The following is a 13,415-nucleotide window of genomic DNA, read 5'->3' as shown; positions in this document are numbered from 1 at the left end:
CAGGAGTGGAAGATGGGCAAGCCAGTACAACATGTTGTTCGTGTGTTAACCGCAGCGGTACTTTGCGCCAGTGCTTTGGGTGCGCAAGCCGCTGACACCAAAATCGCTATCGGTATCTCCGGCTGGACCGGTTTTGCCCCGCTAACGCTGGCGGATAAGGCCGGGATCTTCAAAAAGCATGGTCTTGATGTCGATGTGAAAATGATCCCGCAAAGCAGCCGACATCTGGCAGTGGCCTCCGGCACCATCCAGTGTGCTGCAACCACTGTGGAAACTTATATCTCCTGGAACGCGGCAGGCGTGCCGATCAAGCAGATCGTCCAGCTGGACAAATCCTACGGCGCGGATGGCCTCGCCACGCGCAGTGACATCACCAGCATCAAAGATCTGAAAGGCAAAACCATCGCGGTGGATGCACCGGGTACCTCGCCTTACTTCTTGCTGGCGTGGATGCTAGATAAAAACGGCATGACGATGAAAGACGTGCGTCTGGCCACCATGGCGCCACAGGCGGCTGCGCAGTCCTTCGCGGCGGGTCAGAACGACGCGGCGGTCACCTATGAACCCTATTTATCGGTGATCCGCAATCAACCCAAGGCGGGGAAAATCCTCGCCACCACGCTGGATTATCCGATGGTGATGGACACGCTGGGTTGTACGCCGACCTTCCTGAAAGCGCACCCGGACGCCGCCAAAGCGCTGGTGGCCAGCTATTACGATGCGCTGGAAATGATCAAACAGCAGCCTGACAAGTCCAACGAAATCATGGGGGCTGCGGTGAAATCCACCGGCAAAGAGTTTGCCGAATCAGCCAGTTTCTTGCGCTGGCAGGGGCCAGAGGAGAACAAAAAGTTCTTTAACGGTGAGATTGAAACCTTTAGCGATGAAGCGGGCAAGCTGCTGCTGCGCGCGGGTGTGATCAAGAAAATGCCAGACGTGAAAAGCTTGTACGACGCCAGCTTCGTGCAGTAAGCAGGAGAAAGGAGATGGAGATGAGCAAAAGCCAACCGGTAAGCCCGCCTGCGTCACTGCCCGATGCGCCCACGCGCTGGCATAACCCGTTAATGGTGCCGCTGAAAGCCATTTCGCTGCGCTTGCGTATCGCGCTCGGCGTGGCGTTCTTTGTGCTGTTCATCGCGGTGTGGACGCTGGTGACGCTGGGCGGCATGGTATCGCCCACGTTTCTGGCGGATCCACTTACCATGCTTCAGCAGGGCGTGGTGTTGTTCACCGAATACAACTTCTCGTTGGATATCGGCATGACGGTGATGCGCGTGCTGGCCGGCTTCTTACTGGCCGCGCTGATTGGTGTGCCGCTGGGCATCATGATGGGCGCCTATAAAACCTGGGAAGCCTTTCTCGAACCCTTCGTCTCCTTTTGCCGTTACTTACCGGCTTCGGCATTTGTGCCGTTGCTGATCTTGTGGGCCGGTATTGGTGAAACGCAGAAGATTTTGGTGATCTTTATCGGCTCATTCTTCCAGATCGTTTTAATGGTAGCGGTGACCGTCAGTGGTGCGCGGCGCGATCTGGTTGAAGCCGCCTACACGCTGGGATGCAGCAACCGTTCGATCGTGCGCCGCGTGCTGATACCGGGCGCGGCACCGGGCATTGCCGAACTGCTGCGCTTAGTGCTGGGTTGGGCGTGGACCTATGTGATCGTGGCTGAGTTGATCGGATCGGAGAGTGGTATCGGCCACATGATCGTCGATAGCCAGGCGCTGCTTAACACCGGGCAGATCATTTTCGGCATCATTGTGATTGGCTGCATTGGCCTGATCTCCGACTATCTGTTCAAAGTGCTCAACCGGCGCTTATTTGCATGGAGTACCTTGTGATGAAGCACAGCAAACTTAACGTTCGCGGTGTCGAACGCATTTTTACCGGGCCGAAAGGCGAGCAAACGCAGGCGCTGCAACCGATCCACTATCAGGTGGAGGAGAATGATTTCATCACCATTCTCGGGCCATCGGGCTGCGGCAAATCCACGCTGTTACGCATCATCGCTGGTTTGGATACGCCAACGCGCGGGGAAATCTGGCTGGACGGCAAGAGCGTGGAGGGGCCGGGGGCCGATCGCGGCATGGTGTTCCAGAGCTACACCTTGTTCCCGTGGCTGACGGTGGAAGAGAACATCCGCTTTGGTTTGCAGGAGCGCGGTCTCAGTGCGGCACAGCAGAAAGAGCGCAGCGATTATTACATCCAGCAAGTGGGATTACGTGGTTTTGCCCAGCACTATCCGCGTCAGCTCTCTGGCGGGATGCAACAACGTACCGCGATAGCCCGTGCGCTGGCCAACGATCCCAAAGTGCTGTTGATGGATGAACCCTTTGGCGCGCTGGATAACCAAACGCGCGTGATGATGCAGGAACTGTTGCTGTCCGTGTGGGAGCAGTCGCGCAAAACCGTATTGTTTGTGACGCATGACATTGATGAAGCGATTTTCATGGCGAACAAAGTGGCGATATTCAGCGCGCGCCCTGGCCGCATCAAACAGGAAGTGGCGGTGAATTTTAACGCGCAGCGGGATTACACCATCAAAACGTCACCAGAATTTATGACGCTCAAAGCCGCAGTCACCGAATCGATTCGCAGCGAAACGCTGCAGGCGATGGCGCATTAAGCGGGGATAAAATGTGTAGCGGCGCAATGTATTGCGCATTGGTAAGCCATGTCGACATGCGCGATAAATCGCGCCGCTACGATTGGAGGATGGGGTTAAGCCACTATTCGGCCCTGCGCCATATGCGCCGCACGGTCGCACATATGATCGATCACATCGGGATCGTGGCTCACCAGCACCATGGTCAATCCATCATTCTGCTTCAGATCGTTCAACAGGTTGAGGATCTCCGCCTGCACCGACATATCCAGCGCTGAGGTTGGCTCATCGAGCAGTAGGATCTTCGGCTCCAGCAGCAGCGCGCGTACTATCGCCACACGTTGCCGCTGTCCACCAGAGAGCTGATGCGGATAGCGATCCGCCAACGCCGGATCCAAACCCACATGGCGGAAGCCGTCATTAATGCGATCGTCGATATTGTCGCGCTTCAGCATTTTCAGCGGTTCTGCCAGGGTACGGCGCAGGCGATGACGCGGATGCAGCGAGGCATAAGGGTCCTGAAACACCATCTGCACATCACGGCGCAGTGGACCGGTAAAGGCTTTACCCGGTTGCACTGCGGTGCCTGCCAGCTGCATCGTGCCGCTCCAGAAGGGATTCAACCCGGCCATCACCCACAGCAGCGATGACTTGCCACAACCCGAAGGCCCAACCAGACCAAAACATTCACCCGGCGCAACCTGCAGCGAAACATCATGCACCACGGTACGCAGCTCGTAGCCCTGTTTGTGGGACACGCTGAGGTGGCTTAACTCAATCATCACTCTTCTCCAGCGATGCACGATCTAACACCGGCAGACGTTCGCCGTGTGTCGCTTTGCTGGGACGACACGCCCACAGTGTGCGGGTGTAGGGATGGGTGGCATGAGCAAGCTGCGCTGCAGGCAAGGTATCCAGCAGGCGGCCCTTATACATCACCATCACCCGATCGCAGTGTTCGGAAACCTGCTGCAGATCGTGGCTGATCAGCAGCAACCCCATATTGCGCTGCTCGACCAACCGACGGATCAGCGCCAGCACCTGATCGCGCATCGCGTGATCGAGCGCTGAAGTCGGTTCATCGGCAATCAGCAGATCGGGATCGGTGATCAGCGCAATCGCCAGCATCACGCGTTGCCCCATACCGCCAGAGAGTTGATGAGGATAGCGTTTCATCAACTGGCGAGGCTCGGGAAGGCCAACCGCCTCAAGCATCTCGCACACTTTGGCTTTGCGTTCTGAGCGGCTCATTTTGCGGTGCAGCACCAGTGGCTCTTCTACCTGCCAGCCGATAGTACGCGTCGGATTCAGCGCGTACTTCGGGTCCTGCATCACCATCGCCACTTTGCCACCGCGCAGGGTGATCCAGTCACGTTCACTCAGTGACAGCGCATCAGCTCCCGCCACCTGCAAACAATCGGCTTGCAGATGCAGAGCGGGTGACAGCAAACCCATCAGTGAGCGGGCGGTGAGTGATTTGCCGGAACCGGATTCACCGACCAGCGCCACGCGCTCACGGCCAATCTGGAAAGCGATATTATCCACCAGCAGTGCATCTTCGCTGCGGATGGTCAGCCCTTGGGTATCAATTAACAGATCATTTGGCATGACGAGTATCCAGTCGGTCGCGCAGGCCATCGCCTGTCAGGTTAAACGCCAGGCTGGCAAACAGAATCGCACCGCCAGGCGCGGCGGCTACCCACCACTGATCGAAAATCACTTTACTGCCTTCCGCGACCATTGAACCCCATTCGGCGGTCGGCGGTTGCACGCCCATGCCGAGGAAGCCCAGACCGGCAGCAGACAAGATGATGCCACCGAGACTCAGTGCGGCGCGCACCACGGCTGTCGGTAAACACAGCGGTAAAATGTGGCCGAACATCAGGCGCAGACCGGTAATGCCCTGCATGCGAGCGGCAGCCAGATAATCACTGCGGCGTAACGCCAGGGTTTCAGCACGTGCCTGACGGGCAAATGGCGGCCAGCTGGTTAGCGCCAGCGCCAGCGCGCCGTTCATCAAACCCGGACCGAGCATGGCAACCAGCGCCAGGGCGATAACCAGATTCGGCAGTGACAGGAAGATATCGGTGATGCGCATCAGCACGCGCTCGGTCCAGCCGCCGACATAGCCCGCCGTGATGCCAACCAGCAGGCCAACCGGAATGGTCAGCAGCAGAATCAGCGACACCAGCAGCAGCGTCGGCCGCGCGCCGTAGATCACGCGTGACAGTAAATCACGGCCAAAGCCATCGGTACCGAACCAGTGCACGGCAGAAGGGGACTGCAAGCGCTGGGCAATCACCTGCGCGTTAGGATCGAACGGGGCCAGCAGCGGGGCAAACAGCGCCATCGCCACTACAATCAACACCAGCGTCAAGCCAATGGTGAGCGAGGTGACGCGTGCACGGCGGCGGCGTGGCCGCAGGGTTTCCAGTTCAGAGAGTTGTTGAGTCATCGGGTTCTCGGATCGGTTAACCAGGTTAAGGCATCGGCCACGGCGTTAAGCAGAATAAAGCAGCTGCCAATCAGCAGGGTCGAGCCGAGAATCGCGGGTGTATCCGAGGAAAACAGCGCGTTCGTCATGTAGCGTCCAACACCTGGCCAGGCAAATACCGTTTCGGTTAACACTGAGCCTTCCAGCAGTGTGGCGTACGAGAGGGCGATGACGGTGATCAGCGTGCCAAGGACGTTGGGAAAGATATGGCGTAACAAGATGCGAGTGCGGCCTGCGCCTTTTGCGCGCGCCAGAATCACATACTCTTTGCTGCTCTCTTCCAGCAGCGCCGCGCGCAGTAGGCGCGTAATGCCGGCCATCGCCAGCAGACCGAGAATCACCACCGGCAGCCACAGGTGCGCAATCGCATTGCGGAACATTTCAGGATCGCCAGACAGCCAGCTATCGATCAGCACAAAGCCGGTTTTCGGCTCCAGCGTGTAGATCCAGATATCATCCAGCTGTCCCGGTCCCGCAGACCAGTGCAGCACCGCGTAGAACAGCAGCAGACCGAGCAGGCCCAGCCAGAACACCGGTACTGAATAGCCAAGCAGTGAAATAAAACGCGCCACGTTATCAATGACACTACCCGGCTTCCACGCCGCCAGCAGCGCCAGCGTAATGCCAAACACGGCGGCAAAGATCATCGCGCAAGTGGCCAGTTCAATAGTGGCTGGAAAGGTGCGCATCAAATCCGCGCTCACCGGCTGATTGGTGAGATGCGAAAGCCCTAAGTTGCCCTGGGCCAGATGGCTGATATAGCGCCAGAACTGTACCAGTACCGGCTGATCGAGACCGAGATCGTGACGCACCTGCGCATAAGTTGCTTCGCTGGCGTGATCGCCCGCGATTTGCTGTACCGGATCGACCGGCGACAGGTGCGACAACATGAAAGTGAACGCTAACAAACCTACCAACGTCACCAGCAGTGATAACACACTGGTGAGCAGGCGGCTAAAGCGTTGCCAGAGCGGCCGGGCGAACCCGGCCTGTGAAGCAGACACTGCCATTACTTAGAAACCTGCGAGTAGTACACCATGTCTGGGTTAATCCCCTGCACATAGCCTTTCAGGTTATCGCGCAGTGCAATCAGGTTACGTGCCTGCAAACCGATCACATACGGTGAGTTTTTCAGCACTTCACGCTGCATTGCCTGGTACAGTTCCACACGCTTGTTGCTGTCGGCTTCGGCGGTGGCCGCCAGCGTCTGCTTGCTCAATTCTGGAATATGCCAGTCAGAGCGGTAGGCAATGGTTTTACTGCCATCTTCTGGGTTGTAAGCGAAGGAGGCGGCATTGGTGTTCGGATCGAAATAGTCCGCACCCCAGGCATTCAGCGTGGCTTCATACTGGTGCGCCTTCACGCGGGTTGACACTTCAGAGCTCAGACCCGGCTGCACTTCCACCTTCACGCCACCTTTGGCAAAGCTGCCCTGCAACGCCTGAGCGATATCCAGGTACGGCGGTTGGTTGCTGGTGGAGAGCTTAAAGCTGACGTTGGTCAGGCCCGCTTTCTTCAGAATGGCTTTGGCTTTTTCCGGATCGTAGCTGTACGGCGTATCATTCAGCGCGCCGAGGAAACCTTTAGGCAAGAAAGTCTGATGGACTTCGAACTGGCCTTTCAGCAGATCGTTGGCGATGCCTTTATAGTCGAACAAGTAACGGGCCGCTTCCCACAGCGCAGGATTCTTCAGCACCGGGTTCTCACCGACGTTGAACTGGATGTAATAGAGCGAGGCCATAGGAATCGCTTCGGTCTTCACACCCGCTTTGTCTTTCAGCGCGGCGATTTGGTCAGCGCCGAGGTTACGTGCGATATCCACATCGCCCTGCTCCAGCAGCAAGCGACGCGCAGCTGGCTCAGGCACGTTCTTGATTAAGATGTTTTTCAGCTTCGGTGCGCCAGCCGGTGACGTCGGGTTGGCGGTGAGCAGCACCACTTCATGCAGCACCACTTTACGAATCTGATACGGGCCGCTGCCGGCAGAGTGGGTGCCCAGCCACGCGTGGCCGAAGTCGCCGTTTTTCGCGTTGGCTTGTGCGGTTTTCTCATCAACAATCGATGAAACCGGGGCAGACAGCAGGCTCAGCACATAGGCCGGGCTGACGTTGGCGCTCCAGCTAATCTGCACATGATTGTCATCGACCTTCTTCAGGAAAGTATCGACGTTATCTTTATTCCAGCCCAGTTGGGTCAGGATAAAGGAAGGGTCGAGGTTCAGTTTCACTACACGGCCCAGCGAGAAGATGACATCTTCCGGACGCAGCGGATTACCGCTGGCGAATTGCGCGCCTTTGCGCAGTTCAAAAGTCAGGCTGCGATTATCACTGCCTGAGGTCCATGAAGTGGCCAACGTGGGTTTCAAATCCGTGGGATTGGTCGGGTCAGACTGGACCAATCGTTGATAGATGTTAGTGAACGCTTGCACTGTGGTCAGTTCAAAGCCCTGTGCGGGGTCGAAGCTATCAGCATCATCAGTCGACTGCGCAATCACCAGCGTATCCTTAGGTGTTGCGGCCTGAGCAGAGAAGGCGGCTACCAGCGATAACGCCAGCAGTGAGGGAATAATTTTTTCATGTTGTTTCCTTGCCTTAAAAAAGTAACGCGAGTTTACGAGAGCGGCGTAATGAAGAATAGTCAATTTATGGCTATGCATATGCTTTGCGGTTCTAAGTGCGTTAGTTCAGTTATATACCCTTCATACTTCAAGTTTCAGGAGCGTTGGCTACGTGCATTCACCTCAGTCACTTACTTCAGTAAGCTCCTGAGGATTCATGCACTTGCCGCCTTCCTGAAGCTCGAATTATTTTGGGTATAAGCTTGTTAAACAGGGGGTATTGATGCCGCAGGATGTGGTTCGCGCGCGTGTTTTTCCCGCTTCTATCAACCAAATCGCAACGAAAATTAAATGAATAACGCAACGGGAATAATTAACTTTACTTCGCTTCCTTCGGGAATATAATAGCGCCAACTTCAAACAGGAGAATTCAGTTGGACAGTCACCCTTTAAGATGGCAATACAAGGCAAGCTGACGCGCGAATTCTTTTGTCGCTGCTTGCCAACACGGCGGGCAGCAATCCTCACCTCTCTCTGATGATTGTTCCCTTTAAAACTGGTTGTAACGGGCTGAAACCCGTGGGGATTTCATCATGCACATGATTTTAAACGCACTTTTCCCTCCGCCTCGATGCGCGCGCTGATCTTCAGCGTGCAGATTTAGCCGTTACTGGCGCATGCCCTGTTACGTCCATAGAAAATTTTGGGCGGTCTGAGGGCTGCATTCAGTAGCGGAATCGACATCGTAATATTCATTTCTCGTTTATTTAAACGAGCGATTTTCTTCGCCCTTATTTCCGGGAGGTAATATGGAAATTCCCGACAGGTAATTTTTAATCATATAACGCTAAGCCGTTAATTTAATTTATCCCACATTATGCGCTCAACGCGCAGGGACTTTTATTGCCGTAAAAAAAGAGGAATGTCATCATGACTGACATGAAACTCAACCAGGACAAAAAAGCCTGGAACAACAGCGTGCGCCAGCCACGCCAAAAAACACCGCGCTATCTGATTGAAGACGAAGCGGGTTTCACCGCTGATGAAACACTGGTGCGCCTGCGTAGTGATGCATTGGGGTTGAGTGAACGTGAAGCCGAAGCGCGTCTGGAAGTCTACGGCCGTAATCAGGTGGAACATGATAAAGCGCCACCGGCGCTGATTCAGCTGTTTCAGGCGTTTAACAACCCATTTATCTACGTATTAATGGCGCTGGCCGCAGTCAGCTTTTTCACCGATTACTGGATGCCGATGCGCAAAGGCGAGGAGACCGATCTGACCGGTGTCATCATCATTGTGACGATGGTAACGCTCAGCGGTTTGCTGCGCTTCTGGCAAGAATTCCGCACTAATAAAGCCGCGCAGGCGTTGAAGTCCATGGTGCGCACCACTGCCACCGTGATGCGCCGTGAATCCGCGCAGCAGCCGCCGGTCAAACAGGAAGTGGATATCGCCACGCTGGTGCCGGGTGACATTATCTATCTCTCTGCGGGCGATCTGGTGCCTGCTGATGTTCGTCTGCTGGATTCGCGTGACCTGTTTATCAGCCAGGCGATTTTGACCGGTGAATCCCTGCCGGTTGAGAAATATGACGTCACCGGTCATGTCACCAGCAAAGGAGCCGGGGCGAGTGATCAGGGCGCTTCACTGCTGGAGCTGGGCAGCGTCTGTCTGATGGGCACCAATGTCTCCAGCGGCAGTGCCAAAGCAGTGGTGGTGGCTACCGGTAGCGAAACTTACTTTGGCAGCCTGGCGAAATCAATCGTCGGTAACCGCACGCAAACGGCATTTGATCGTGGGGTCAATAGCGTGAGCTGGCTGCTGATCCGCTTCATGCTGGTGATGGTGCCGGTGGTGCTGCTGATTAACGGTTTGACCAAAGGCGACTGGCTGGATGCGTCGCTGTTTGCTCTGGCGGTCGCGGTTGGCCTGACACCGGAAATGCTGCCGATGATCGTCAGCTCCAACCTGGCGAAAGGCGCTATCGCCATGTCACGCCGTAAAGTGATTGTGAAACGGCTGAACGCGATTCAAAACCTGGGGGCGATGGACATCCTGTGTACCGATAAGACCGGTACGCTGACGCAGGACAACATCATCCTTGAACATCATCTGGATTGCGCCGGGGTTGAAAACTCCCGCGTGCTGATGCTGAGCTGGCTCAATAGCCATTATCAGAGCGGCACGCCAAACCTGATGGACCGCGCGATTCTGCGTTATGGCAAAGATCGTATCAGTGCTGACATGGGCGACTATTACGCCAAAGTGGATGAGCTGCCGTTTGATTTTGTGCGTCGTCGCGTTTCAGTGGTGGTGCGCGATCGTCGCCTCAACCAACAGATGCTGATTTGCAAAGGTGCAGTGGAAGAGATGCTGAGCATCGCCACCGCCGAGCGTGAAGGGAAACTGGTTCAACCGCTCGACGAAAAACGTCGTGCAGAGCTGCTGGCGTTGGCACATCAATACAACGAACAGGGCTTCCGTGTATTGCTGGTCGCCAGCCGTGTGTTGGAGGAGCCCGGCTTGCAGCAGGCACTGAACGTAGCGGATGAGCAAGGGTTAACCGTAGAAGGGCTGCTGACTTTCCTTGAACCACCGAAAGAGAGTGCCGCCAAAGCGATTACCGCACTGCGCGAAAACGGCGTCAGCGTCAAAGTGTTGACCGGCGATAATCCGGTGGTCACCGCGCGCATCTGCCAGCAGGTGGGGATTGATAGCGGAGATATCGTCACTGGCGACCAGATTGCCATGATGAGCGATGAGCAGCTGGCTAACGCCGCCGCGCAGAGTGCAGTGTTTGCCAAACTGACACCGTTGCAGAAATCACGCATTTTGCGCGCGCTGCAACAACAAGGGCATACCGTTGGCTTCCTCGGCGACGGCATTAATGATGCACCCGCGCTGCGTGATGCCGATGTGGGCATCTCAGTCGACAGCGCCGCAGACATCGCCAAAGAGTCTTCTGACATCATCCTGCTGGAGAAGGATCTGATGGTGCTGGAAGAGGGAGTGATGAAAGGACGCGAGACCTTCGGCAATATCATCAAGTATCTGAACATGACCGCCAGCTCCAACTTCGGCAACGTGTTCTCCGTGCTGGTGGCGAGCGCCTTTATTCCGTTCCTGCCGATGCTGGCGATTCATCTGCTGATCCAGAACCTGATGTACGATCTGTCTCAGCTGGCATTGCCTTGGGACAAAATGGATCGCGAGTTCCTGCGCAAACCGCGTAAATGGGACGCGCGTAATATCAAACGCTTTATGCTGTGGATTGGGCCAACATCGTCAATCTTTGATATCACCACTTTTGCCGTAATGTGGTACGTGTTTGCCGCTAACACACCTGAAATGCAGTCGCTGTTCCAGTCAGGTTGGTTTGTGGAAGGCTTGCTGTCTCAGACGCTGGTGGTGCATATGCTGCGCACGCAGAAAATACCGTTCATTCAGAGCCGGGCTGCATTGCCGGTGCTGCTCGCCACCGCATGCGTGATGATTGCCGGTATTCTGCTGCCATTTTCTCCGCTGGGCAGCATGGTGGGACTGGTGCCGCTGCCATGGTCATATTTCCCATGGCTGGTGGCGACATTACTCGGTTACTGCGTCGTCGCACAGGGCATGAAAACGCTGTACATCAAACGCTTCGGCCAGTGGTTCTAAACCCATGGAGGCACTATGCGGAAACGGAATCTCGATAAGGTGGTGTGCCACCTGCTGATAATGATGGTGGTGATCATTGTGCTAACGTTGGTGTTACGTTAGTGAAACCAAGAGCAGGTTATCCTGCCCTTTTTGCCTTTTAACTGCGGGAAGGGAAAAATGAGCCAAGCAAAACGCGCGTTGATTATTGGTGCTTCAAAGGGGATTGGGTTGGCGGTGGTACAACAACTGCTCGCCGATGGCTGGGAGGTAACCGCCACTTATCGCAGCACCGCCGTGTCTTATCAGCATGAGAAGCTACGCTGGATGCCACTGGATATCACCATCGCCACTCAGCGTGAGCACTTACTTCAGCAACTTAAAGGCCAGCACTTTGATCGTGCTCTGATCAATGCTGGCATTCTCGGTCCGGACTCGATGGAGCTGATCGCCACCAGTGATGACGAGTTAATGCAGCTGTTTATGACCAACTCGGTGGCCCCCATCCGCATGGCTGAAGGTCTGTTGCCACTACTGCAGGAAAAGCAGGGCGTGCTCGGCATCACCACATCACGCCTCGGTAGCCTGACCGAAAATCCCGAGGCGCTTCGCCCTTATTACTCGGCCAGTAAGGTTGCGCTCAACATGCTGAGCCGCGCCTTGGTTCAGCAGATGGCCTCGCGTGGCACCACCTTGCTGTCACTGCATCCGGGCTGGGTGAAAACCGATATGGGTGGCGACGATGCGGATATCACCGCCGTTGAAAGTGCGCAGGGGTTAGTGGCACAGATGGATGGTTTTGCCGGGCAGGGCGGACATCACTATGTCGATTACAGCGGCAGAGTATTGGCCTGGTGATAATGACGGCCTGCTGGTGGTTGCCAGCAGGTTATTTACTCTTCGTCTGGCGTGTAATACTGCACGCCAATTTCAATGCGCTCGCGACCGCTGGCCACGCGATGACGGTTGCTGTCGCGCAGTGAATAGATGCAGCCGCAATACTCCTGCTGATAGAAACGCTCGCGCTTGCTGATCTCGATCATGCGCGAGGATCCACCGCCTTTACGCCAGTTAAATTCCCAATACAGCATATCGGGATAGTGCGCGGCTGCACGGACGCCGCAGTCATTGATCTGCTTCATATCCTTCCAGCGTGAAATGCCCAGCGAACTGGTGATCACTGGAAAGCCATTTTCATGCGCGTACAGTGCGGTTCGTTCAAAACGCATATCAAAACACATGGTGCAACGCACACCGCGCTCCGGCTCCCATTCCATACCACGTGCACGTTCAAACCAGTTGTCTTTATCGTAATCGGCATCAACGAAAGGCACGCCAAACTGCTCAGCAAAGCGGATATTCTCCTCTTTACGCAGCTCGTACTCTTTCAATGGGTGAATGTTTGGGTTGTAGAAGAAGATGGTGTAATCGATACCGGAAGCCAGCATCGCTTCCATCACTTCCCCCGAGCAAGGCGCGCAGCAGGAGTGCAACAGCACTTTGTTGTGACCGTTGGGTAAGGGCAGGGGCTGGCGTTTGAAGGTGTCAGACATAAGAGAATCTGGTTAATGGAGTGTTGGGCTGAGTGTAAGTGGATATGGTTGAGGACGCAAAGGCGCAGGCAACAAAAAAGGCCGCAATCGCGGCCTTTCGGTATTCAGTGAGAAGAAATTACTCAGTCACTTTCTTCTTCAAATCGCTGGCACCTTCTTTGGTAGCATTCCAGCCTTTGGTTGCACCTTCTTTGGTGGCATCAACGCCTTTCTCGGTGCCTTCTTTGGTTTTGTTCCAACCTTTTTGAGCGCCTTCGCTGATTTTGCTGGTGGTGCTGTTGCTCTTACCTTCAGCAGCATGCTGCGCTTTCAGCTTCTGCTCTTCGCCTTGATGCTGCGCTTTGTGCAGTTTTTCTTTGGCGGTGTTTGCGCCCGCTTGTGCGTTCGCTACGGTTTCGTCAGTTGCATGTGTAGTCGCGGCAAAAGCCGAAGAAGCCAGCAGCAGGGCCGATACAGCAATAATTGTCTTTTTCATGAATATTCCCTCATCAATCGCTCTGTGAGTTATGAGCGTAGCTAACAATGGCACGCTCAGCCAGAATTGGCTCCAGGAATAACCTTAATTGAATCATT

At 55.4% G+C, this 13,415-nt stretch carries 12 protein-coding genes; 5 read left to right on the top strand and 7 right to left on the bottom strand.

Annotated elements, in window-relative coordinates; all coding sequences use genetic code 11:
• Nucleotides 1–12 precede the first annotated feature (12 nt).
• Genes PSSD_RS00645 through PSSD_RS00635 form a run of 3 tightly spaced genes read left to right on the top strand, consistent with a single transcriptional unit; the run spans nt 13 to nt 2,623 of the window.
• Nucleotides 13–972 (top strand): ABC transporter substrate-binding protein, encoded by a 960-nt coding sequence (locus PSSD_RS00645; RefSeq protein ID WP_058968121.1) that lies wholly within the window; start codon nt 13–15, stop codon nt 970–972.
• 20 nt (nt 973–992) lie between these two features.
• Nucleotides 993–1,838: an ABC transporter permease gene (locus tag PSSD_RS00640; protein WP_058968682.1), complete on the top strand. Its 846-nt coding sequence runs from the start codon at nt 993–995 to the stop codon at nt 1,836–1,838.
• The gene (locus PSSD_RS00635; protein WP_058968118.1) at nt 1,838–2,623 is read left to right on the top strand and encodes an ABC transporter ATP-binding protein; all 786 of its coding nucleotides are present in this window, start codon (nt 1,838–1,840) and stop codon (nt 2,621–2,623) included. The genes PSSD_RS00640 and PSSD_RS00635 overlap by 1 nt, the downstream gene beginning before the upstream one ends.
• A gap of 95 nt (nt 2,624–2,718) precedes the next feature.
• On the opposite strand, the gene PSSD_RS00630 is transcribed toward PSSD_RS00635, so the two are convergent.
• From PSSD_RS00630 to PSSD_RS00610, 5 genes are read right to left on the bottom strand one after another with little or no spacing between them, the layout of a single operon-like run.
• Nucleotides 2,719–3,384, bottom strand: coding sequence for an ABC transporter ATP-binding protein (locus tag PSSD_RS00630; protein WP_039333525.1), 666 nt, complete (start codon nt 3,382–3,384; stop codon nt 2,719–2,721).
• Complete coding sequence (locus tag PSSD_RS00625; RefSeq protein ID WP_058968115.1) at nt 3,377–4,210, bottom strand: ABC transporter ATP-binding protein; 834 nt, start codon at nt 4,208–4,210, stop codon at nt 3,377–3,379. The genes PSSD_RS00630 and PSSD_RS00625 overlap by 8 nt, the downstream gene beginning before the upstream one ends.
• On the bottom strand, nt 4,200–5,057 hold the full coding sequence (locus PSSD_RS00620) for an ABC transporter permease (protein ID WP_058968112.1): 858 nt from the start codon (nt 5,055–5,057) through the stop codon (nt 4,200–4,202). Before PSSD_RS00620 ends, PSSD_RS00625 begins: the two co-directional genes overlap by 11 nt.
• On the bottom strand, nt 5,054–6,106 hold the full coding sequence (locus PSSD_RS00615; protein WP_039333518.1) for an ABC transporter permease: 1,053 nt from the start codon (nt 6,104–6,106) through the stop codon (nt 5,054–5,056). The genes PSSD_RS00620 and PSSD_RS00615 overlap by 4 nt, the downstream gene beginning before the upstream one ends.
• Nucleotides 6,106–7,752, bottom strand: a complete 1,647-nt coding sequence (locus PSSD_RS00610; protein ID WP_235589169.1) for an ABC transporter substrate-binding protein — start codon at nt 7,750–7,752, stop codon at nt 6,106–6,108. The genes PSSD_RS00615 and PSSD_RS00610 overlap by 1 nt, the downstream gene beginning before the upstream one ends.
• Nucleotides 7,753–8,583: 831 nt before the next feature.
• Between PSSD_RS00610 and mgtA the strand changes: the two genes are divergently transcribed.
• The gene (mgtA, locus tag PSSD_RS00605) at nt 8,584–11,310 is read left to right on the top strand and encodes a magnesium-translocating P-type ATPase (protein ID WP_058968109.1); all 2,727 of its coding nucleotides are present in this window, start codon (nt 8,584–8,586) and stop codon (nt 11,308–11,310) included.
• A 159-nt stretch (nt 11,311–11,469) separates the two neighbouring features.
• Entirely contained in the window at nt 11,470–12,147 is a 678-nt protein-coding gene (locus PSSD_RS00600) for an SDR family oxidoreductase (protein WP_058968106.1), read from the top strand.
• 35 nt (nt 12,148–12,182) lie between these two features.
• Here the strand turns inward: PSSD_RS00600 and PSSD_RS00595 are convergent, their stop codons facing one another.
• Together PSSD_RS00595 and PSSD_RS00590 are read right to left on the bottom strand one after the other, a co-directional pair.
• On the bottom strand, nt 12,183–12,842 hold the full coding sequence (locus tag PSSD_RS00595) for an epoxyqueuosine reductase QueH (RefSeq protein ID WP_058968103.1): 660 nt from the start codon (nt 12,840–12,842) through the stop codon (nt 12,183–12,185).
• Nucleotides 12,843–12,960: 118 nt separating this feature from the next.
• The gene (locus PSSD_RS00590) at nt 12,961–13,317 is read right to left on the bottom strand and encodes a KPN_00521 family repetitive protein (protein WP_039329947.1); all 357 of its coding nucleotides are present in this window, start codon (nt 13,315–13,317) and stop codon (nt 12,961–12,963) included.
• Nucleotides 13,318–13,415 lie beyond the last annotated feature (98 nt).

Origin of the sequence: Type-D symbiont of Plautia stali (genome assembly GCF_001485335.1) — a bacterium.
In the GTDB taxonomy this organism is placed as follows: Bacteria; Pseudomonadota; Gammaproteobacteria; order Enterobacterales; family Enterobacteriaceae; genus Pantoea; species Pantoea vagans_C.
Note: the sequence above shows the minus strand (reverse complement) of the source record. Positions and strands in the feature narration are given on the sequence as shown.